Below are 22,699 nucleotides of genomic sequence, written 5' to 3'. Positions count from 1 at the left end.
ATCGGGAAGGACGTTTGCCGCGTTTCAATTTAGGGTTGAGCGCGAGGAAAGGCGTTTCATTTCACTGCCAGGCCATCTTCGCGTTGTAGCTTGAAGCTTGCAGCTTGCTCCTCCATGATTCCCGTTCAGTCCTGATCGAGCTCCCCCATGGAATACCTTTCCGACCCCTGGCTCGCCGCCGCCTTGCTGGGCGCGGGCGTACTTGCCGGCTTTATCAATACGCTTGCCGGGGGCGGGGGGCTGCTGATCCTGCCTTTGCTGATGCTCACTGGCATGAGCGCCGCGCTGGCCAATGGCACCATGCGGGTGGGGGTGTTGATCCAGAGCATTGAGGCAGTGCGGCAATTCAACAAGCGCGGCACCATGCCGTTTGCGCCGTTGCCCGCGATTCTGGTGCCCTGTCTGCTGGGGACGCTGGTGGGCGCCCTGGCGGCGGCCTATCTGCCGGAGGCGATCCTCAAGCCGGTGCTGCTCACCACCCTGGTGGTGGTGGCCCTGATCATGGTGCTCAAGCCCAACCAGATGACGCCGGGCCCGGAGGAAACCCCGCTGGTGCCCAACGATTCCCTGCCGGCCTGGACCGGGTTGTTCTTTGCCGGTGTCTACGGTGGTTTCGTGCAGGCCGGGGTAGGGTTTGTCCTGATTGCTGTGCTGGTGGGGCAGATGCGTTATGACCTGTTGCGGGGTAACGCCCTGAAGCTGGCTATTACCGGCAGTTTCACCGTGCTCGCCCTGGGCATCTTCATGTGGCGCGACCAGGTCGCCTGGCTCCCCGGCCTGCTGGTCGCCGCCGGCACTCTGGTCGGCGTCCGCCTGGGCGTCGGCTTCGCCCACCGGGTCTCGCCCACTGTTCTCAAGCGGATATTGCTGGCGATGGTGCTGACAGTGTGTCTGGCAGCGGCGATCAAGGGCTAGTGACAAGCTTCAAGCTACAAGCTGCAACGCGGGCCGGGAAAGTGCCTGTTTCCGGTCTTGGATGCCGCGTTTCCGGCACCGGGATCTGTGCGCGGGCAGAGACTGTCCGTTTCCTGGAAAGCAATTCCGTGTTGTAGCTTGCAGCTTGTAGCTTGTAGCTAGCTTCTTCCCATCGCAACCGCGCCCCATGGGCGCTATACTCGGCGCTTTCCGATAGCCAGCCAAGAAACCGTTTTTCCTATGAATAGTGCTGAACTTCGCCAGGCCTTTCTGGACTATTTCGCCAGCCAGGGACACACCAAGGTGCCGTCCTCCTCGCTGGTGCCCCACGATGATCCCACCCTGCTGTTTACTAACGCCGGGATGAACCAGTTCAAGGACGTGTTCCTGGGCCGGGAAAGCCGGGATTACACCCGTGCAACCAGCTCCCAGCGCTGTGTGCGTGCGGGCGGCAAGCACAATGATCTGGAAAACGTGGGTTACACGGCTCGCCATCATACCTTCTTCGAAATGCTGGGTAACTTCAGCTTTGGTGACTACTTCAAGCGCGAAGCCATCAAGTTCGCCTGGGAATTCCTCACCGGCACCCTGGGGCTGCCGGAAGAGCGCCTGTGGGTGACGGTGCATGTGTCCGATGACGAGGCAGCGGATATCTGGCTGAAGGAAATGGGTGTCAGCGCCGAGCGCTTCTCCCGTCTCGATGAAGACAACTTCTGGCAGATGGGGGACACCGGTCCCTGTGGCCCCTGTTCCGAGATTTTCTATGACCACGGTGCCGACGTGCCCGGTGGTCCTCCGGGTTCCGAGAACGACGATCTGGATCGCTACATCGAGATCTGGAACCTGGTGTTCATGCAGTTTGATCGTCAGGAAGACGGCGAGCTCAAGCCGCTACCCAAGCCCAGCGTGGATACTGGCATGGGCCTGGAGCGTATTGCGGCGGTACTGCAGGGCGTGCACTCCAACTACGAAATCGACCTGTTTCAGGCGCTGCTGAAGGCGGCGGCCAAGGCTGTTGGCAGCAAGGATCTGGAAGACCAATACCTTGAAAATAAGTCCCTGCGCGTGATCGCCGATCACATCCGCTCCTCCAGCTTCCTGATCTGTGATGGGGTGATCCCGTCCAATGAAGGTCGTGGCTATGTGCTGCGCCGCATTATCCGCCGTGCCCTGCGCCATGGTCACAAGCTGGGCCAGGACAAGCCGTTCTTCTCCACCCTGGTGGCCGCACTGGTAGAACAGATGGGCGAAGCCTATCCGGAGCTGGTTCGTGAGCAGGCCCGTATCGAGAAAGCGCTGCTGGCGGAAGAAGAGCAGTTTGGCCGCACTCTGGCTGCCGGCATGAAAGTGCTGGAAAGCGCCATCGAAGACATGGACGGCAAGGTGCTGTCCGGTGATGTGCTGTTCACCCTTTACGACACCCACGGCTTCCCGCCGGATCTCACCGCCGATGTGGCCCGTGAGCGGGATCTTGAGGTGGACATGGCCGGTTTCGAGAAGGCCATGGAAGCCCAGCGTGAGCGTGCCCGTGGTGCCGGCAGCTTTGCCAACGACTATAGCGACCGCCTCAATATCGAATCTGTCACCGATTTCTCCGGTTATGAAAAACTGGCCGACGAAGCAGAAGTCGTGGGTCTGTACCGTGACGGCGAAGCCGTGGAGAACCTGGCCGCTGGCGAAGAAGGCATGGTCGTGCTGGCCAGCACCCCGTTCTACGCCGAGTCTGGTGGCCAGGTAGGGGATACCGGCTTCCTGGTAAAAGCGGAAAACCGCTTTGCCGTGGCGGATACCCGCAAGCGCCAGTCTGCCCACATTCATATGGGCAAGGTGGAGAGCGGTGCTCTCAAGGTGGGCGACAAGTTTGCTGCTTACGTGGACGTGGATCGCCGCAAGGCCATCATGCGTAACCACTCCGCCACCCATTTGATGCACGCCGCCCTGCGCGAGGTGCTGGGCGAGCATGTGCAGCAGAAAGGCTCCCTGGTGGCCGCCGATTACCTGCGCTTCGATTTCTCCCACGGCGAAGCCGTGACGGAAGCCCAGCGCGAGCAGATCGAAACCATCGTCAATCGCCAGATCCTGGCCAATACTGCGGTGTCCACCGACCTGATGGATATCGACGCGGCCCGGGAAGCCGGTGCCATGGCCCTGTTCGGTGAAAAATACGATGATCAGGTGCGCGTGCTGACCATGGGCAGCGATGGCTTCTCCAAGGAATTGTGCGGCGGTACCCATGTGGGCCGCACCGGTGATATCGGCCTGTTCCGCATCACCCTGGAAGCGTCTGCCGCGGCTGGTGTACGCCGTATTGAAGCAGTGACCGGCGAGAACGCCCTGGCGGCCATGCGCAAGCAGGAACAGGCGCTGAGCGAGATCGCCGCCACCGTGAAAAGCACCCCGGACAATGCCGCCGAGCGGGTGCGCAACCAGGCGCAGAAAGTGCGCGAGCTGGAAAAAGAGATCGAACGCCTGAAACAAAAGCTGGCCAGTGGTGCCGGCAGTGACCTTTCCGACGGTGTCGAGGAGATCAATGGCGTGAAGGTACTGGCCACTTCCGTGGACGGTGCCGACGGCAAGACCCTGCGGGTGACCATGGACAAGCTGAAAGACAAGCTGGGTTCGGCAATCATCCTGCTGGCAGCGGTGGAAGGTGACAAGGTGGCCCTGGTGGCCGGTGTCACCAAAGACCTGACCGATCGTTTCAAGGCTGGCGATCTGCTCAAGCACGTGGCGGAGCAGGTGGATGGTCGTGGCGGCGGTCGCCCGGACATGGCTCAGGGTGGTGGTAATAACCCGGCGGCCCTGCCCGCAGCACTGGCGAGTGTGAAGGATTGGGTGGCAGGTAAATAAGCCGGCTGAAGGGCGGATGTGCCGGGCATTTCCGCCATTTTTAGCGGTTTTTTGTCAGGCGGTAATGGCCACGTGCCAGCGCCGCCACACCACCCCAACATGAAATCCGGGCGCGTTTCTGCTATAGTTGCGCGCTCTTTTTTGCAGACAAAGCGACTATATGGCTCTTATCGTGCAGAAATACGGCGGTACCTCAGTGGGTACGGTCGAACGCATTCAAGCCGTTGCCGAAAAGGTAGCAGGCTTCCATAAACGGGGTGATCAGGTCGTGGTGGTGGTCTCCGCCATGAGCGGTGAAACCAATCGCCTGATCGAGCTGGCCAAAGGCATCAGCGACAACCCCCCGGCCCGTGAAATGGATGTGCTGGTCTCCACCGGCGAGCAGGTCACCATTTCCCTGCTGTCCATGGCTTTGCAGAAACTGGGACTGGGAGCGCGCTCCTATACTGGCTCCCAGATTCCGTTGCGCACCGACAACACCTACTCCAAAGCCCGTATCGAAGAGATCGACGACAAGAAAATGCGCGCCGATCTCAACGCTGGCCGGGTGGTGGTGGTGGCTGGTTTCCAGGGGGTCGATGCCGAAGGCAATATCACCACTCTGGGCCGTGGCGGTTCCGATACCACCGCGGTGGCACTGGCTGCAGCCCTGAAAGCAGATGAGTGTCAGATTTATACCGATGTGGATGGCGTTTACACCACCGATCCCCGCGTGGTCGATACCGCCCGCCGCCTGAGCACCATCACCTTTGAAGAAATGCTGGAGATGGCCAGCCAGGGCTCCAAGGTCCTGCAGATCCGCTCCGTGGAATTCGCCGGCAAATACAATGTGCCGCTGCGTGTACTGTCAAGCTTCCAGGATGGTCCTGGAACACTTATTACCGTCGACGACGAGGTTGATATGGAAAAGCCGGTAATCTCCGGAATTGCCTTTACCCGTGATGAAGCCAAGATCATCGTGCGTGGCGCCCCGGACACTCCGGGCATCGCCTACAAGATCCTCGGTCCGGTAAGTGCAGAGAACATTGAAGTCGACATGATCGTGCAGAACGTGGGCAAGGACGGCGCCGCCGACTTTACCTTCACCGTACACCGCAACGACTTCAACCGCGCCCAGGAAGCCCTGCGCAATGCTTCAGATGAGCTGGGTACCCCGGAGATCATCGGTGACGACAAGATCGCCAAGGTGTCCCTGGTGGGTGTCGGCATGCGTTCCCACGCTGGCGTGGCTGCCAAGATGTTCGAAACCCTGGCCAAAGAAGGCGTCAACATTGAGATGATCTCCACCTCTGAAATCAAGGTATCTGTGGTTATCGCCGAGAAGTACCTGGAGCTGGCAGTGCGCGCGCTGCACTCCGCCTTCGAACTGGATCAGCCGGAAGGCTGATCGGCTAACCCTCCTGGCCCTTGTTCATCAGGTTTCAGCCTTTTGAACAAGGGTTTTGGAAGGGGTCCGCGGTATCATCAGGGCGACGACCGGTAGGTTTTGCCCCAGCCGCTGACAAGACTTGAGAATCGGATTCAGGCATACTTCCGCCCTCGTGCGAGGGGTGGGCAAATGGTCCCGACCAAGGAAACCGTCACCAGACGGAGCCCGTTAGCCCCGGGTACGATTGCGCTCACGGACAACAAGGACCCCAGGAGGGATCATCATGCTTATTCTTACGCGTCGAGTCGGAGAGACCCTGATGGTGGGTGACGAAGTCACCGTAACCGTTTTGGGTGTAAAAGGTAACCAGGTACGCATCGGTGTGAACGCGCCGAAAGAGGTTGCGGTACACCGGGAAGAGATTTATCAGCGTATTCAGCACGAAAAATCATCAGACAGTGAGTCTGCCTGATTTTTGGGCTGTATTTTCTCCGTAAAGTAGTTATCATGCGCGGCGTGTCAGGAAACAGCGCCAACAAAGAGTGCAATTTTTCCTGACACCAGTAGTACCGCATTCCGGAGAGGTGGGTGAGTGGCTGAAACCAGTTCCCTGCTAAGGAACCATACGGGTTACCGTATCGCGGGTTCGAATCCCGCCCTCTCCGCCATATTCTGAAAACGCCCCGCACTGCGGGGCGTTTTTGTTTGTGCCCGCTCCGGCCGCATCAGGGCGCACGCAACATGCAACACGCAACTCCGGGAAAACCACCTTCTGGCAATCGCCACTCGTAACGGGGCTGCTTTTGTGGGAGCGGTGGTTCCACCGCGAGAAGGCAGGCACAGCGCCAGAGGGGCGATGTGTTTCCTCGGTGAACTCGGTGTTCTCTGTGGTAAAAATGCTTTTTCGGTTTTACCTCCTCGCAGGGTGGAAATGGACGTGGGCCCATCTCCACCATTGGGTGTGTGGCGGCGGAGATCGGCTTCCGCCGATTTCCGCCCTACGGAAATGAATCTTGTGCGAGATTCCGGTTGTTGAACGATGGAGCCATGGGTTACGAGCTATGAGGAAAGTCAAAGAAGTCAAAAGCCACACAAGATGAGCAAGCAATCGCGGCTATAACAACTCTGACACATCGCGTCTTTGTAAATCCTCCTAAAATTCCTGCCAGCTTCGGAACCCGCACCGTTAACCACCCTCAAACCGTTATCTGAAAACGGAGAACTTCCTTGCCGCTGGCCCTGCAAACCCTCACCGACGCGCTATACCGCATCCGCCACCTGTGGGCGGTGGTCAGCTTTGGGCTCGGCCTGGGCAGTTATTTTCTTGTAGAGCGTCAGCCCTGGCTGGCGGCGGTGCTGACCGGGTTTCTGCTGCTCAGCTGGTTGTTGCTGCTGACCGAAGGGCTGTGGCAGCGGCGCTTTGCCGGTACTGCCATGGAAGGGGTTTCGCAAGGGTTGCTCAAGTTGATGCTGCAAGCGGTGCATCAGGAGGCTTTCTTTTTCAGCCTGCCGTTTGTGTTGTTGCAATGGTCAGGCGGAGCGGAATACATCCTTTTCACCACCCTGGTGATCAGTGCCGCCCTGATGAGCATTATTGATCCGATCTACTTCTGGCTGGCGCGGCACCGGGCACTGTATTTCGGATTTCACGCCTGGGCCTTGTTTGTTGCCCTGCTGGTATTGCTTCCGCTGATTTTTCACTGGCAAACCGATACCGCACTGACCTGGGCCGGCTGGCTCACGGCCCTGTTTGCCTTGCCCAGCTTCTGGCGCTTTGGCGGCCCACGGAAATGGTTTCGCTGGCTCGCTCTGGTCGTTGTGTCTGTGGTGATCGCCCTGTCGCCCCGTTGGTTGTCACCCCTGGTTCCTCCGCTGACGTTATCCCTGCAGGATCGCGCCATGGCGCTGTCGTTCAATCGTGCAGAACGCAAGCCACTGGTGACCGGCGAAGTCTTTGGCGCAACGGAAGTTGAGGACGGGTTGTATGCCTACACGGCCATCAAGGCGCCGTTGGGGCTGGGGCAGAAGGTTTACCACTACTGGTTCCAGAATGGCGAACTGATAGACCGTATTCCGCTGAAGGTCTATGGCGGTCGTGACTCCGGCTTCCGCACCTGGTCGCACAAGAAGCACATTCCGGTACCCTCGGCGGGTCACTGGCGAGTGGAAGTGCGCACCGAAGACAATCAGATCATCGGTGTGATGCGGTTTGTGATTGAGCCTGATGCCTGACGCAAAGATCCTCTTTCTACAGCGCTGCTGCAGGAGTTCTCTGTGCTCGTCAGGGTATGCCTGAAAAGGCGAGAGACAAGGTACGAGTTGCGAGAAGCGAGTTCCGAAAATCCAAACCTGCTTAACTTTTAGGGTTTTCGCTTTTCGAAACTCGAAACTCGAAACTCGTTTCTCGTACCTCTGTGGTAAAACCCCTCTTTTATCCTAAGCGGCTTCGCGAATCACCGGCTGGAAACGGTCAATCTGACCCGTCACCGCCAGGTAGGCCGGTGGCAGGTAGCGTGTTTTCGGTGGAACCAGTTTGGCCAGGTTGCGAATTGCCCGGCGCTTGCGTTCAAAACGGCGGGCCAGACGGCCGGTCCAGTGCACATGGAACTTCTTGCGCAGGGCCGGCGGCAGGGTGGCGTAGGTGGTCAGCTTGGCGCTCTTGCCAAGCTGTCGATATATGCGACTCCACAGCCAGTCAGGTAACAGTGACAACTGCGGCGGTTTTTTCACCCGGCTCAGGCTCACCTCCAGCAGATAGCGGGCGGTATCGGTATTCTCCAGCCGGTTTTCCACCATGTTGTTGAAGTAGTCCCAGAACTCGGGAACGGAGTGGGGCATATCCTGATCACGAATACCCAGTACCCGTCCCTGCTGCACCCATTCCTGCAACAGCTGGGCTTCCTCGCTGGCCGTGAAGGGCTTGTCGCCGAACAGGCGTTGGGTGGTGATCATGCTGTAGTACGTGGTCATGTGCACCCAGGCATAGGCTTCCGGGTCAAGCGCGAAGTACTTGCGGCCCTTGTCGTCGGCACCCTTGATACCGCGATGCAATTCGCGCAGATCCTTGCCAGCCTGGATCGAGCCGGTCTCTCCGCCATACATCAGGCGCTGTCCCCATTCCATGGTGCGCTTCAAGCGCCCCCAGGGGTCTTTCTTGAACACGGAGTGATCGCCCACACCGGCGCCCACGACCGGGTGTGATACTTGCAACAGCAGGGTGGTGCCTGCCATCAGCAACTGAAGATTGTCACCGGCATGGACCCAGGCCAGAGAGTCAGGCCCAAGAGCAAGGGGGTCGGCTTTGTTATTGGATGCAGTCGCCATGTGTGCGCTCCTTCTGCCTTGTACGCAGTGAGACTTAAAAAAGAGTATGTCTCATTCTGGGCTTGGCACAAGCGTTCAAACAAGTGACAGATGGAAGATTGTTGTTCACTCAAGGGCGGCACAGGATCACGTTTCAGCACAATAAAATGCGAAAAGGTATACAGGTAAAACCTCAAAGTGCATTTTTTGGCATAAAGGTCAGGATCGGTAATTTTCTGCCAGTGAAATCTCTTCATATATGCAAATAATGATTAGCCAAGGGTATAAGTCCCGGGCGATCAGAACCTGCTCGCTCGAGCAATTAATACTGGCTACCTGATGACAATGTCTAGCTTGCGTCCATGAAAACCCGTCATCGATAGTACGCCGCCACAAGAAAGCCGACTTCCCCCTGCCGCGAACCGGATGGCGTTCGCAGCATCGGCTGCTGCGTGTCCGTGTTCACCCAGATGTGAAAACATGGAGAAGTTTCATGGCGACTATCGAGTCGAGCAACGCAGTGAACGAACAGCCGGCACAGGCTGTCCAGCTGGCCGCCACGGCCAGATTCAGTAACCGGGCTGATGCCCCTGAACATGCCCGCCAGGCCCATTACGTGCGTCAGGAGATCATGAAAGAGGGCGATCGCCTGCGCGGCAAATATCCCTTCCTGCAACGCAAATACGAAAGCGCCATCAGCGCACTGATCATGCTGTTGTCCCTCGCGGGCATGGCTGCCACGGCCTGGGCCTATGTGCAGGGTGTCATGCCCGGCTGGGCGGCACTGATGATCAATGCGGTACTGGCCGCCGTCATCCACGAACTGGAACACGACCTGATTCACTGGATGTACTTTCGCAAAACGCCCTGGGCCCATCACCTGATGCTGGCGTTGGGTCTGATCGCCAGGCCCACCACGGTGCGCCCCTGGCTGCGCCGCTCGGCACACCTGAACCATCACCAGAACTCCGGCCAGGAAGAAGATATCGAAGAGCGCGCCATCACCAATGGCCAGAAGTGGGGCATCCTGCGATTGATCATGCTCGCCGATCTCCCTTTCGCCATCGCCATGCACACCCTGGCGCAACCCGGCTGGCGGCAGAAACTGTGGTATGTGGGTTACGTGGGCGGCGCCCTGTTCCCGCTGGGTATTCTCAGCTGGAGTGCCTGGTACCTGTTCCTCGGTTTCCATCTCGGCAACGCACTGTTCGCGCCGCAATGGTCTGCTACCACCCTGCAGGTGATGAGCTGGATCAACGTGGCCATCGTGGTCTGGGTGGCGCCGAATATCCTGCGCACGTTCTGCCTCAACTTCCTGAGCAGCAACATGCATTACTTCGGCGATGTGCAGCGCGGCAACCTGATCCAGGAAACCCAGGTGCTGGATGCCTGGTTCCTGTTCCCGCTACAGCTGTTCAGCTTCAACGTAGGCAAGACCCATGGCATTCATCACTTCGTGGTGCGTGAACCTTTCTGGGTTCGGCAGATGACCATGAAGCGGGCCCATGAAGTGATGCGTGAGGCGGGGGTGCGGTTTAATGACTTGCAGACTTTCCGGCGGGCCAATCGGTGGAGTAAGGATGGCGAAGCCATAAACGGCAACACTGCCAACGCGGCAGGCTGATCTCGCTTGGAGCTGCACCGCTAATTCGAAGGTGCAGCTCCTCCCTGTTTCCACGAGGCTATCTGGTTGCTGTAGGAGCACCTCTGGAGGTGCGAACCTGCTGCGATTGTGGTTCCCGCTTGAGTGACTCGGCATCTGCTGATATGCCATCGCACTCTGACATGTGCGTGTCCTCGCCGGACGGGCCCAAAGGGGGAACTGGCTCCCCCTCTGGACTCCCCGCCACCCCGACTCCGTTCGGCCTGCTCCGCAGGCACACTCCGGTACTCGCCCTGTGACGGACGCAAAAAAGACTCGCTCCGCTCAGACAGGTTTTTTGCTCTGCGCCGTCACAGGGCTGCGTTCCTCGACTCACTCTAACGGGGATATGCCGTGCTGCTGGCATTGGCGATCTTTTTTCGCGCAAACGGTGAGAATTTCTGTAGGAGCTCCTCTTGAGGAGCGAACCAGCGGTGATGTTGGTCCCCACCTGGGTGATCCGGCATCTGCTGATCTGTCATCGCACTATGACACGTGCTTGTCCTCGCCGGACGGGCCCAAAGGGGTGTAACGCGACACCCCTCTGGACTCCCCCGCGCCCCGACTCCGTTCGGCCTGCTCCGCAGGCACACTGCGGTACTCACCCTGTGACGGACGCAAAAAAGACACGCTCCGCTCAGACAGGTTTTTTGCTCTACGCCGTCACAGGGCTGCGTTCCTCGACTCACTCTAACGGGGATATGCCGTGCTGATGGCATTGGCGTACTTTTCTCGCGCAAACGCTAAGGGTTGCTGTAGATACCGTCTCTCTCCATACCGCTGCAAGCGATACCTCGTGGCTGTTTTCACCCGCGCGCAAGTTGAATCTGTAAGATATGGCTTACATATTTTTGTAAGTGATTGAGTTAAATTGATTTTTCAAAACAATAGATGCAAGAAAAGTCCGATTAAAAATTCCCGTTCAACACGCAAGTGCAAGAAAAGTCTGTTGAGACTGATTCCTGCTTGTGGTGTAACTCACTGATTGGTAAATGATTTGATGTGGTTCTTGGATGGGGATTGATTGGGGATATACAGCAAAGTGTTATATCGTATCTGCAATTGAATAAACTGTTAGGCAATTATGAGAGACATACTTCCAGACTTGGTAATCGATACGCTCAGAGATAGGTATTTGGCCGCCGTATCAGACGCTGAAAGTACATTCGATATGAACTATGGAGATGAGGACGCATTGACAGGAGCATTTGGTCAAGCCATAGCGATGCCTAGAAACCAAGTGTTTTCAACTCCAGAAGGGATGTATACGGTTGATATCGGATATACGAAACTCAGAGGTCGCGGAAAAAACGCTCCTGAACGTTTATATGGGTCTGACGGAATATTTCAGATTAAGATTTTTGATAGCAACGGGAATGTCATCCGCTCCAAAGGTTTACCCTTTCAATCGAAGAAGAACTGGAAAGGTACGAACAGAAAACTTTCTGGCCAAGCCAAAGATATGGAGCGTTTTACACCTGGTGGCATAGTGGTTGACTTTAATAATTCAGGTTACAAAGCCTGCATGGCAAACGACGTAGTTCTAGCCGGTGGCAATCGCTCGCAACTTACCAAAAATGGGAAGTTGAAAAGGCTTGGTCAGTTGTTGGGTAATGAATTTTTGAATTGTGAAATTGGAACATTAAACCTGTTTTATGACCCCAAACATGAGTTATACAAAATTGATGGTGGTGATTTCCATATCATTTCAACCAGCATAGAAATGCCTAACAATGCATTGCAGCGGACTAGCCGCTGAATGCGGCGTTAAATGGGGTGATTACCGCCCCAGTCACCTTCCTCTCTCCCATCTTGCTTTCCCCTACCCAAAAGCGCTCTATATCACTATGTGGTGACTTGATGACGTTTGATCCTGTGCCCGCCACATTACCCTGTTTGAGGTCCCGATGATCAAGCGCGCCTGCTGGCTTTGCCTGTCGCTGCTGCTGGGTGGCTGTGCCAGCATTTATACGCAAACTCATGATGCCTACACGGATGCCGGGGTGGGGTGTGGGGATGGCAAGACCATTCCCAATATCTATAGTGGCCTGGTATTCGATCTCTATTGTCTTCCTGCAGAAAATGCGGGCTTTTTCTGCCTGGTGGATCTGCCGTTGAGTCTGGTGGTGGATACGGTTGTGGTGCCTTATTCCGCTTATCGTCAGGTGACCTACGGGAGCTGGTACAGTCAGCAGGATTGTCTGGCCAGGGAGGTCGGCGAGCCTGGACAGTCTGGTGATGCGGTTGCGCCTTGAGAGGCCACGGAGGGTAAAGCATGAAGACACTGAAGGCGGGGGTTAGTTATTTTTTTCTGACCTTCGCGATCGGCTTTGCCCTGGCCCTGATCCGGATTCCCTTTCTGGTGCCCCGGCTGGGGGAGCGCTGGGCGGAGTTGCTGGAGTTGCCTTTTATGGTGCTGGCCAGTGTTCTGGTGGCGCGCTGGTTGGTGGGGCGTTTTGCGCTGGTGTCGGCGGGGCAGTGTATCGGGGCGGGGGTGTTGGCCCTGATATTCATGCTCGCTGCAGAGATTGTGATGACGCTGGCTCAGGGACGGCGTCTGGAAGAGTACCTTTGGGAGCGGGATCCAGTATCCGGTTCTGCCTACTACCTGGCGTTGTTGTTGTTTGCCGTTATGCCTCTGTTGGTGCGCCGCTGCGGTCGGCGACAGCCCTAAAAGCGTTCCTGACTCAACGGCAGCAGCAACACTGCCGCGCCTGCCAGCGCCACCGCCGCTCCGATCAGGCCCGGTGCAAAGCTGCCGCTGCTTTCCAGAAAGTTCGCCGTCACTACCGGCCCGAGAATCTGTCCCACCCCGTAACACGCAGTCAGCGCGCCAAGGGCCATGCTGGCGGCGTGGGGCGCCAGTTGGCGGCCGCAATACATGCTCAGGGCCACAACGGCTGTGAAGGTGCCGCCGACCAACAGGCCGCTGGTGACCAGGCCGCTGAGGCCGGGTAGCCAGGCGGGTGCGCTGACGCCCATGGCCTGCACGCCAAGCGCCATTATCAAAGCATTACGTTCGCCAGCCCGGCTGGCCAGCTTGCCCCATAGCAGGTTGGCGGGAATAGCGGCCAGACCCACAGCCAGCCAGGTATAGAAGGCGGCGCTGTCCAGCCCGGGCAGTTGTTGTCGGGCGATCACCGGCAGGTAGGTGGTGCTGGTGATATAGCCGAAGCCGGCCAGGGTGTAGCTGGCGATAAGAAAACCCATTGCCTTGCGATTGACCGGCTGGCGGCTATGGGCGTGCTCGCTGGCGTGGGGCAGCGCGGGGATGATGCGCAACAGCGGTGTCAGTAGCAGTGCCAGTACTCCGCAGGTAAACCACATGGCCGGATAACTTCCCGAGAGGGATTCCACCAGTGCCACGGTTAAGGCCGCAATGCTGATGCCCAGCCCGATACCGGCGTAATGAATGTTGCCGAGCCGGGCGCGCCGATGGTTAGGCAGGGCGCCCAGCACCAGCGCGGACCCATTGACCATGATGATGGCGCTGGCGATGCCAGCCAGGAAGCGGTTGATGGCCCAGGGGGTAAAGGTGCTACTCAAGCTCATCAGCAGACTGCTGCTCACGCTTACCCAAAGGGCACACCAGAAAGCGGTTCGTGCCCGGTGAGAGGGGACCAGCATGGCCAGCATGGCGCCCAGAAGATAGCCACCATAGTTGACCGCTGCCAGGTAGCCTCCACTGACGGCGGTGAGCGTCGTGTCGGTAATCATGTCTGGCAAAGCCGGGGTGAACAGGAAACGGCCGATACCGAGGGCGATGACCAGACTGAAGGCACCGGCGAGGGCAATGCGAAGGGTGTCGTTGTCGGTGTGGGCCATGGTCGCTCTCGAGCGGATTAGCGGTAAAAAGGAGGCAGCAGCCTAGCAGCTCTACTGTTATTACTCCTCACATCGAGAATGATGTTCATTATTTCCTGTAGTGATAATTGGCCATTGGTCGCAAGCGGTGCGGCTTTTTTTCACCATGCTGGCGCAAAATCGGGCATTTCAGGTAGTGGGCCAGGTTGTCGCAGAAGTGTGATGCATTTTGGTGAGCGGGAAATGATTCAGAACAGTGCCGCTTGTGCAATTTATGGGCGTTGCGGTTGGGGGTGAACGTAGAGTGAAAGGCTAAGTTGCTGAAAAGGTTAGATTTTTAAAGTTGGCACAGCAATTGCGTTAGTCATGGCATCGCAGCAACAGCGCTGTGACCAAAATACGTCTTCGTGATCAATGGCGATCACGACAAGATTCGAGCAAAGGCGCTCAAGGAAACTGGTCAACGATGACCGGGTTCCCTGAGCGCTTTTTTTATGCCTGCGGGATAGCAGGCGAATGAGGGAAGACTGATGAAAAAGTTTATTCGCACAGCAATGACAGCACTGACGTTGGGGCTCTCGGTCAACGCCATGGCGGACGACTCTGTGGGCTGGCCGGAAAAGGCTGACCTCAAGTTCGGCTTTATCAAACTGACTGATATGGCCCCCCTCGCCGTGGCGTACGAAAAAGGGTTTTTTGAAGAAGAAGGCCTGTTTGTGACTCTGGAAGCCCAGGCTAACTGGAAGGTACTGCTGGATCGGGTGATTGACGGTCAGCTGGATGGCGCACACATGCTGGCAGGCCAGCCGCTGGGTGCCACCATTGGTTATGGTACCGAGGCGCACATCATCACTGCATTCAGCATGGATCTGAACGGCAACGGCATTACCGTTTCCAATGCGGTGTGGGAAGAAATGAAGAAGAACATTCCGGTTGAAAACGGCAAACCGGTCCACCCGATCAAGGCCGATGCCCTGAAGCCGGTGGTGGAAAAGTACAAGGCAGAAGGCAAGCCCTTCAATATGGGCATGGTGTTCCCGGTATCCACCCATAACTACGAACTGCGTTACTGGCTGGCGGCCGGTGGCCTGAACCCGGGTTACTACGCTCCCCATAAAGGTGATACCAGTGGCCAGCTGCAGGCCGACGTCCTGTTGTCCGTGACCCCGCCGCCGCAAATGCCGGCCACCCTGGAAGCGGGCACCATCTACGGCTACTGCGTAGGTGAGCCGTGGAACCAGCAGGCCGTGTTCAAGGGCATCGGTGTGCCGGTGATCACTGACTACGAAATCTGGAGAAACAACCCGGAGAAAGTGTTCGGTGTGAGCAAGGGCTGGGCCGACAAGTATCCGAACACTCACATCCGTGTGGTGAAGGCGATGATTCGTGCGGCCAAGTGGCTGGATGAAAACAACAACGCCAACCGTCCGGAAGCGGTGAAGATCCTGTCTCAACCCAACTACGTGGGTGCGGACTACGATGTGATCGCCAACTCCATGACCGGCACCTTCGAGTACGAAAAAGGTGACGTGCGTGAGGTGCCGGACTTCAACGTGTTCTTCCGTTACAACGCGACCTATCCCTACTACTCCGATGCCATCTGGTATCTGACCCAGATGCGTCGCTGGGGCCAGATCAGCGATAGCAAGCCGGACAGCTGGTACATGGATATCGCCAAGAAAGTCTATCGCCCGGACATCTATGCGGTGGCTGCCAAAGCCCTGATCGCAGAGGGCAAGATCGCTGCCGACGAGTTCCCGGATTTTGCTACCGAAACCGGCTACAAGCCGCCGCAGAAGGGCTTTATCGACAACATCACCTATGACGGTCGCAAGCCCAACGAATACCTGGCGAAATTCCCGATTGGTCTGAAAGAGGGCGACGCGCTTTAAGCGCTCGTCACTCGAGGAGTAGCAATCATGGTGACCCTGACTTTCCCGACCTGGATGGAACCCTACCGCGCTCTGGCCACCGGCAAAATGTCGGCGGACCAGTGGCAGACACTGCTGCGCCAGTTGATCTGGCCGGTGATGGGCATTGCCGCCTTCCTGTTGCTGTGGCAACTGGCGGCCCAGCGTATCGATACCTCGCTGGGGCAGTTCCCGGGCCCGGTTGATGTCTGGGAGCAGGCGGGCACCCTGGTGGATGAGCATCAGGCGTCCCGTGCCAAGGAAGCGGCGTTCCATGAGCGTCAGGAGAAGTACATTGCCTCGCGGTTGGCACAACAGCCGGATTGGGAGCCGGTGTATCGGGACTACACCGGTGCACCGACCTTCTTTGATCAGATTGGTACCAGCCTGATCACGGTGATGAGCGGCTTCCTGCTGGCTTCCATGATTGCCATTCCTCTCGGGATCGTGATCGGTCTGAGCAGCACCGCCCATGCGGCCATGAATCCCCTGATTCAGCTGTTCAAGCCTGTGTCGCCGCTGGCCTGGCTGCCACTGGTGACCATGGTAGTGAGTGCTGTGTACGTGACCGATGATCCGCTGGTGGCCAAGTCCTTCCTGACCTCCATGTTCACCGTGTCCCTGTGCTGCCTGTGGCCCACGCTGATGAATACCTCGGTGGGGGTGACTTCGGTGAGCCAGGATCTGACCAATGTGTCCCGGGTGCTGCGTCTCAATGCATTGAGTCATGTGCGCAAGATCGTGCTGCCTTCTGCGCTGCCGATGATGTTCACCGGTTTGCGTTTGAGTCTGGGTATCGCCTGGATGGTGCTGATCGCGGCCGAGATGCTGGCGCAAAACCCGGGTCTTGGAAAGTTCGTCTGGGATGAATTCCAGAACGGTAGCTCCCAATCCCTGGGACGGATCATGGTCGCAGTGATTGTGATTGGTCTGATCGGTTTCCTGCTGGACCGCGTAATGCTGATGCTGCAACGCGCTCTGGTGTGGGACAAATCTTCTGTACAGCGCTAAGAAAAGGAGAAACGACATGAAAGCATTACTGGAACTCTCCAACGTCGGAATGAAGTTCGACACCCCTAAAGGTACTTTCGAAGCGCTGAAAGAAGTAAATCTGAAAATCGATTCCGGTGAGTTTGTTTCCCTGATCGGTCACTCCGGTTGCGGTAAATCCACCGTCCTTAATATCGTTGCCGGCCTGCTGCAGGCCACCGACGGTGGGGTGATTCTGGACAAGCATGAAGTCACCGAACCGGGCCCGGAACGGGCGGTAGTGTTCCAGAACCATTCGCTGCTGCCCTGGCTGACTGCCTTTGAGAATGTGGAACTGGCGGTCAAGCAGGTCTTCAAGAAGACCAAGAGCAAGGCGGAGATCCGCGACTGGGTAGAACACAATCTGGAGCTGGTGCACATGGCCCACGCCATGCACAAGAAGCCGGATGAAATTTCCGGTGGCATGAAGCAGCGCGTGGGGATCGCCCGGGCGCTGGCCATGCAGCCCCAGGTACTGTTGATGGATGAGCCGTTTGGGGCGCTGGATGCACTGACCCGTGCACACCTGCAGGATTCCCTGATGGAAATTCATGCCCAGCTGGGTACCACGGTGATCATGATTACCCATGATGTGGATGAGGCGGTGCTGCTGTCTGACCGCATCGTCATGATGACCAATGGCCCATCTGCCACCATCGGCGAAATTCTCGATGTGAATCTGCCCCGTCCGCGCGATCGCCTGGCGCTGGCGGATGACCCCACGTTTGTGCGTTGTCGTCAGCAGGTACTGCAGTTCCTGTACGAGAAGCAACGCAAGGTGGAGCCGATGCCCAAACGCACCAGCGAGAAGGCGGAGGCCACTCGCAAAAGGGCCTGATTCCAAACCGATTGATCTGATTTAACCGCCCGCTTTTTCGACGCACCGAAAAGCGGGAACGGGGAAGGTGCGTCCTAAGGAGCCTCTGAATAACTCCTTGCGTGCTCAGTCTTTCAGGCTGGCTCGCAATCTAGGCGCGATTTTGAAGGTGTATGTCCATCCATCGAAAAAGCGCAACAACGAGTGCGGGCCAGCCTGGAAGACCCGAAGGGCGCGGCTTGGAGAGCACATCTGCTGCGCCTTGCCTCTAGGAAAGGGAACCACCCTTACCGTCGAGACAAGACACAACAGCTGCACGCTCCAAGTCACGCTGAGCATGCAAGGAGTTATTCAGAGGCTCCTTAAATTCACGAATTTATCAATTTTACTTTTGGGAAGTGTTGAGGAAACGATGATGAAATATTCTGCCATTGCTGCCGGCGTTTTTCTGTCCACGCTGGGTTTTACCGGTTCTGCCATCGCTGAAGATGATGCGTTCATTACGGCACTGAAGAGCGGCACGCCGTTGCTGAACATGCGTCTGCGTCATGAAGAAGTGGACGTGGATGGAGCAACCGAAGATGCAAAGGGGCTGACCCTGCGCACCCGTCTTGGCTATCAGAGCGGCAAGTTTTACGGCTTTGATGTGATGGGGGAGTTTGAAGATACCCGCATTGTTGGCAAGACGGGTTACTACGCGCCCAACAAGCCCGGTTATCCCATTATTGCGGATCCGGAAGTCACCGAGCTGAACCGCGCAGCGATCAGTTATACCGGTAGCGATGCCTTGGAAGGCCTGGTGGCCACCTACGGTCGTCAGCGCATTATCTACGATAACGCACGCTTCGTGGGTAACGTGGGTTGGCGTCAGGACGAGCAGACCTTCGATGGTGCCAAGGTGGATTACGGTGTCGGTGACTTCAAGTTCTCCACCGCCTATCTGACCCAGGTGAACGGCATTACTCCGAAGTTTGATGCGAATACCTCCAACTATCTGTTCAACGCCAGCTGGACCGGTGCTCCCGGTGGCTCCCTGACCGGTTACGGCTATCTGCTGGAAACCGACAACGTGGTCGATTCCGATAATGACACCTACGGTCTGCGCTATTCCGGTGCCTTTGATCTGGACGCAGTGAAGTTGTTGCTGACCCTGGAAGGGGCACAGCAGGAAGTGGAGGCCGGTGATACCGATTACTACTTCGCAGAACTGGGTGCCCAGGTGGCAGGGGTCACCGTAAAAGTGGCACAGGAAGTGCTTGGTTCTGATGACGGCCTGGTGGCGTTCCAGACACCGTTGGCCACCAAGCATGCCTTCAACGGTTGGGCGGACCAGTTCCTGGCCACCCCGGCAGCCGGCCTGGAAGACAGTTTTGTGTCGGTGGGCGGCAAGTTGGCTGGCTTCAAATTGCTGGCGGTATACCACGACTTCAAGGCCAACGAAGGCAGCACTGACTACGGTACGGAAACCAACCTGCTGGTAGCGCGTCCCATCGGCAAGAACTATGTGGTGGGTCTGAAATACGCCGACTTCAGCGCAGATAGCCTTGCCTACGCTGATACCAGCAAGTACTGGGCCTGGGCAGAACTGAAGTTCTGAGGATGAACAGAAAGGCGCCCGTTGCTTTTGGCGGGCGGCCTTTCCGGTTCTGGCCCGACTTTCCCCGATTGATCTTCAGGACAGGAGGTTTCAGGTGGAAGCACGACGTTATCAGCCGCAACCCCGGGTGCCCGAGGCCGAGACTGCCGAGCCGATTATCATTGTTGGTAACGGCCCGGCGGGCATGCAGTGTCTGGTGGAACTGCGTCGCCGCGGTGTAACCACACCGGTGACGCTGTTCGGTGCAGAGCATTGGGCCCCCTATGATCGCGTCAAGCTTTCCACCTTTCTTTCCGGATCCACCGGCTTTGATGACCTGACCAATTTGCCGGCAGAACTGGATGACTCTGTGGAGCATCTGGTCGGCCGTTCCATTACCGGGATCAACCCTGCCCGTCGCTGGGTAGAGGATGCGCTCGGTCAGCGTCACCACTACAGTGCCCTGGTACTGGCACTGGGCAGTGACGCCCATATTCCTTCCATACCGGGCACAACCCTGTCCGGTGTATTACGTTTCCGCGACATGGACGATGCCCAGGCCCTGATGGCGCGTCGCCTGCGCAGCACTCACACCGTGGTGATTGGTGGTGGCCTGCTGGGTATCGAAGCCGCCCACGGCCTGTGTCGCTTTGGCACCAACGTCACTCTGATTCAGCACGCCGACCGGGTGATGAACCGCCAGCTGGACAGCGAAGCGGCCGGTATGGTGACCGACAGCCTGCGCGATGCCGGCGTCGATGTTCGGCTTAACACCAGCGTGCGCCGCATTGCCGGTAGCGAACGGGTGGAAGCGGTGGTGCTGGCGGATGGCAGTGAGCTGCCCTGCGATACCGTGGTGTTCGCCACTGGCATTGCGCCACGTACCGAGCTGGCCCGCAAGGCTGGCCTGAAAGTGGCCAATGGCATTCGCGTCAATGGCGCCATGCAAACCTCCGATCCGCATATCTATGCGGTAGGGGAGTGCGCCCAGTTTCAGGATCAGGTGTGCGGTCTGGTAATGCCTGCCTTGCAACAGGCCCGGGTAGCTGCCGGTTGTCTGGCCGGATCTGCCGAAAGTTATACGCCGGTGGCAGACAGTACCTGGCTGAAAGTATTGTCGCTGGAAGTGTTCAGCGCCGGACGCTTTTCGGATGAAGAGCGCGGGCTGGTGCATCGCACTCTGGTCTACCGAAATGCCAGCGAGGGCATTTACCGGGCATTGATGCTGCGAACCGGCCGTCTGGTGGGCGCAGTGTCCGTAGGGCCCTGGCCGGAACGTCAACAGATCCTCAATCGCATCGCCGATGGCCGTCGCTTGATGCCCTGGGAGCTGCTGCGTTTTCGTTTTACCGGCGACCTCAGTGAGGCAGGCGTCGGCCAGGTCAGTGAGTGGCCAGCGGCGACGGTGATCTGCCAATGCCGGGGGTTGTCGCGGGGCCAGCTGCAGGATTTCATGGGAGAAGGCTGTGACCTGACTACCCTGAAAACCCGCAGCGGCGCGGGCACCGTCTGTGGCGGTTGTGAGCCGTTACTGGACAGCCTTTGCACTGGCGGCGCGGCGGCGGCTCGCAAGGTGCCCGGCGGCACTACCCTGGCTATTGTCTCTGCCATTGCCGCCCTGCTGATGGCGTTGGCGTTCTGGTTGCCTTCCCCTGCACCTGCTGCCTCCGTGCAGGATATTTCCCTGTTCGAACAATTTTCCCGTAATGGCCTGTGGCGTCAGTGGAGTGGCTACGGCGTGCTGGCGTTATCTGGGCTTCTGTTGCTGATGTCGCTGAAAAAACGCTTTCCGAAAGTGCCCATGGGGGGCTTTACCGGCTGGCGTATCGCCCATGCAGTGCTGGGGGTGTTGGCGCTGTCGGCGTTGTATTGGCACACCGGTTTTTCCCTGGGGAAAAACCTCAATCGCTGGTTGATGCTGAGTTTTATTGGAACCGCCATCGTCGGCATCACCGCTGCCCTGTTGACGCGATTGCAGGCGGCCATGACCGGGGTGGGCTGGCTACGACAGGGCACCACCTGGTTGCATATTCTGGTGTGTTGGCCGCTGCCGGCGCTGCTGATCTTTCATATCGTTTCGGCGTATTACTTTTAATCGGGCGTGGGGACGATGATGGGAAGCAAGAAACGCAATCCGATTCTCTGGGCCATCTGGTTGTTCGCCTCGCTGGGGCTGGCCATCTGGCTGAGTCTGCAGCTTGTCGATGAGCAGGCACCAAAAACCGCGTTTATTCCCGGGCCCATGACCCACGGCCATCACCAGATCGAAATGCAGTGCAGTGTCTGTCATGGCGATGGTTTTGACAGCGAAACCGTACTGCAGAACGCCTGTGTGGATTGTCACGGTGAGCAACTGGAAGAAGCCCAGGACTCTCACCCCAAGTCCAAATTTACTGATCCGCGTAACGCGGACCGGCTGGCCAATGTGGATGCCCGTTTGTGCGTGTCCTGTCATGTGGAGCATCGCCCGGAGCTGGATGTGGGCATGGGCGTGACCTTGCCCATGGACATGTGTGCCCATTGTCACGAAGACATTGAAAAGGATCGCCCCAGTCATGAAGGCATGGGCTTTGATACCTGTGCCAATGCCGGTTGCCATAACTTCCATGATAACCGTGCCCTTTATGAAGACTTCCTTTTGGCTCACGCCGATGAGCCATGGTTGAAGCAGCCAGCCCAACAACCGCCGCGCAATCTGCTGGCCAGACAGATGAGTGATGCCGATCTGGTGGCGCTGATGAAGGGCAAAGGCTCGCCGCCTGAGACAGTGGAAACGCCGGAACACTGGGACGGCAATGCCCATGCCCAGGCCGGCGTGGAGTGCACGGCCTGTCACGGTGGCGGGGATGACTGGGTGGATTCCCCTGAGCCTCTGCAGTGCGCTACCTGTCACGAGCCGGAATCAGAAAGTTTCCTTGAGGGCCGTCATGGCATGCGCCTGGCTCAGGGGCTGTCGCCGATGACGCCGGCGCAGTCGGTACTCAACATGCATGTGGAAGCCAGCCACCGGGAGTTGACCTGTATCAGTTGTCATGGCGCCCATGAATTCGACACCCAGGCCGCCGCCGTGGACAGCTGCATCGGTTGTCACAACGACGAGCACAGTAACGAATACCTGCGTTCTCCCCATCATGACCTGTGGAAACAGGAAAAACGCGGCGAGCTGCCGCCAGGCAGCGGCGTGACCTGTGCTACCTGTCATATGCCGCGGGAAGAAAAGCACGACGAGATTTTTGTCCAGCACAACCAGAGTCTGACCATGCGACCGGTGGAAAAAATGGCGCGACCAGTGTGCCTGCAATGCCACAGCCTGGAATTTTCCCTGGACGCGTTAGCGGATCCGCACCTGCTGGAAAACAACTTCAACGGTAAGCCGGAGACCCACGTGCCTTCTATCGATATGGCCGTGGACCGGGACAAGGCCCGTGACAACCGAAAAGGGCCCTACTGATAGCACGATTTTAAAACCTGAGGAGGCAGTACC

Annotated in this window: 17 protein-coding genes and 1 tRNA gene; 16 read left to right on the top strand and 2 right to left on the bottom strand. The window is 57.8% G+C overall.

Annotated elements, in window-relative coordinates:
• The first annotated feature begins 147 nt into the window (after window positions 1–147).
• The 6 genes from MWU49_RS09875 (at window position 148) to MWU49_RS09850 (ending at window position 7,366) form a co-directional block, all read left to right on the top strand.
• Window positions 148–915 (top strand): sulfite exporter TauE/SafE family protein, encoded by a 768-nt coding sequence (locus tag MWU49_RS09875; RefSeq protein ID WP_246971377.1) that lies wholly within the window; start codon window positions 148–150, stop codon window positions 913–915.
• A 240-nt stretch (window positions 916–1,155) separates the two neighbouring features.
• A complete protein-coding gene (gene alaS, locus MWU49_RS09870; protein WP_246971375.1) occupies window positions 1,156–3,765 on the top strand; it encodes an alanine--tRNA ligase in 2,610 nt (869 codons plus the stop codon).
• A gap of 160 nt (window positions 3,766–3,925) precedes the next feature.
• Entirely contained in the window at window positions 3,926–5,152 is a 1,227-nt protein-coding gene (locus tag MWU49_RS09865; protein WP_246971373.1) for an aspartate kinase, read from the top strand.
• Window positions 5,153–5,417: 265 nt separating this feature from the next.
• On the top strand, window positions 5,418–5,606 hold the full coding sequence (csrA, locus tag MWU49_RS09860; RefSeq protein ID WP_035229872.1) for a carbon storage regulator CsrA: 189 nt from the start codon (window positions 5,418–5,420) through the stop codon (window positions 5,604–5,606).
• Between the two features lie 106 nt (window positions 5,607–5,712).
• Window positions 5,713–5,802 (top strand) — tRNA-Ser (locus tag MWU49_RS09855).
• A 559-nt stretch (window positions 5,803–6,361) separates the two neighbouring features.
• Window positions 6,362–7,366 carry a DUF2914 domain-containing protein gene (locus MWU49_RS09850; protein WP_246971363.1) on the top strand — a complete coding sequence of 335 codons (1,005 nt, stop codon included), beginning with the start codon at window positions 6,362–6,364 and terminating at the stop codon, window positions 7,364–7,366.
• Between the two features lie 204 nt (window positions 7,367–7,570).
• Here the strand turns inward: MWU49_RS09850 and MWU49_RS09845 are convergent, their stop codons facing one another.
• Window positions 7,571–8,458 carry an oxygenase MpaB family protein gene (locus MWU49_RS09845; RefSeq protein WP_246971362.1) on the bottom strand — a complete coding sequence of 296 codons (888 nt, stop codon included), beginning with the start codon at window positions 8,456–8,458 and terminating at the stop codon, window positions 7,571–7,573.
• 472 nt (window positions 8,459–8,930) lie between these two features.
• Between MWU49_RS09845 and MWU49_RS09840 the strand changes: the two genes are divergently transcribed.
• The 4 genes from MWU49_RS09840 (at window position 8,931) to MWU49_RS09825 (ending at window position 12,753) form a co-directional block, all read left to right on the top strand.
• Complete coding sequence (locus tag MWU49_RS09840) at window positions 8,931–10,061, top strand: fatty acid desaturase (RefSeq protein ID WP_246971360.1); 1,131 nt, start codon at window positions 8,931–8,933, stop codon at window positions 10,059–10,061.
• Window positions 10,062–11,214: 1,153 nt separating this feature from the next.
• Window positions 11,215–11,838 (top strand): hypothetical protein, encoded by a 624-nt coding sequence (locus MWU49_RS09835; RefSeq protein WP_246971348.1) that lies wholly within the window; start codon window positions 11,215–11,217, stop codon window positions 11,836–11,838.
• A 148-nt stretch (window positions 11,839–11,986) separates the two neighbouring features.
• Window positions 11,987–12,334, top strand: coding sequence for a YceK/YidQ family lipoprotein (locus MWU49_RS09830; protein WP_246971346.1), 348 nt, complete (start codon window positions 11,987–11,989; stop codon window positions 12,332–12,334).
• A 20-nt stretch (window positions 12,335–12,354) separates the two neighbouring features.
• Window positions 12,355–12,753 (top strand): hypothetical protein, encoded by a 399-nt coding sequence (locus tag MWU49_RS09825; protein ID WP_246971336.1) that lies wholly within the window; start codon window positions 12,355–12,357, stop codon window positions 12,751–12,753.
• On the opposite strand, the gene MWU49_RS09820 is transcribed toward MWU49_RS09825, so the two are convergent.
• On the bottom strand, window positions 12,750–13,904 hold the full coding sequence (locus MWU49_RS09820) for a YbfB/YjiJ family MFS transporter (RefSeq protein ID WP_246971334.1): 1,155 nt from the start codon (window positions 13,902–13,904) through the stop codon (window positions 12,750–12,752). The genes MWU49_RS09825 and MWU49_RS09820 overlap by 4 nt on opposite strands.
• Before the next feature lie 533 nt (window positions 13,905–14,437).
• Between MWU49_RS09820 and MWU49_RS09815 the strand changes: the two genes are divergently transcribed.
• The 6 genes from MWU49_RS09815 (at window position 14,438) to MWU49_RS09790 (ending at window position 22,666) form a co-directional block, all read left to right on the top strand.
• Entirely contained in the window at window positions 14,438–15,775 is a 1,338-nt protein-coding gene (locus MWU49_RS09815; protein ID WP_246971418.1) for a CmpA/NrtA family ABC transporter substrate-binding protein, read from the top strand.
• A 27-nt stretch (window positions 15,776–15,802) separates the two neighbouring features.
• On the top strand, window positions 15,803–16,804 hold the full coding sequence (locus MWU49_RS09810; protein WP_246971331.1) for an ABC transporter permease: 1,002 nt from the start codon (window positions 15,803–15,805) through the stop codon (window positions 16,802–16,804).
• A gap of 16 nt (window positions 16,805–16,820) precedes the next feature.
• Window positions 16,821–17,660 carry an ABC transporter ATP-binding protein gene (locus MWU49_RS09805; protein WP_246971329.1) on the top strand — a complete coding sequence of 280 codons (840 nt, stop codon included), beginning with the start codon at window positions 16,821–16,823 and terminating at the stop codon, window positions 17,658–17,660.
• Window positions 17,661–18,054: 394 nt separating this feature from the next.
• On the top strand, window positions 18,055–19,236 hold the full coding sequence (locus MWU49_RS09800) for an alginate export family protein (protein WP_246971327.1): 1,182 nt from the start codon (window positions 18,055–18,057) through the stop codon (window positions 19,234–19,236).
• Between the two features lie 94 nt (window positions 19,237–19,330).
• A complete protein-coding gene (locus MWU49_RS09795; protein ID WP_246971325.1) occupies window positions 19,331–21,310 on the top strand; it encodes an FAD-dependent oxidoreductase in 1,980 nt (659 codons plus the stop codon).
• An 18-nt stretch (window positions 21,311–21,328) separates the two neighbouring features.
• Window positions 21,329–22,666, top strand: a complete 1,338-nt coding sequence (locus MWU49_RS09790; RefSeq protein WP_246971323.1) for a cytochrome c3 family protein — start codon at window positions 21,329–21,331, stop codon at window positions 22,664–22,666.
• Window positions 22,667–22,699 lie beyond the last annotated feature (33 nt).

Origin of the sequence: Alcanivorax sp. S6407 (assembly GCF_023016115.1) — a bacterium.
In the GTDB taxonomy this organism is placed as follows: domain Bacteria; phylum Pseudomonadota; class Gammaproteobacteria; order Pseudomonadales; family Alcanivoracaceae; genus Alcanivorax.
Note: the sequence above shows the minus strand (reverse complement) of the source record. Positions and strands in the feature narration are given on the sequence as shown.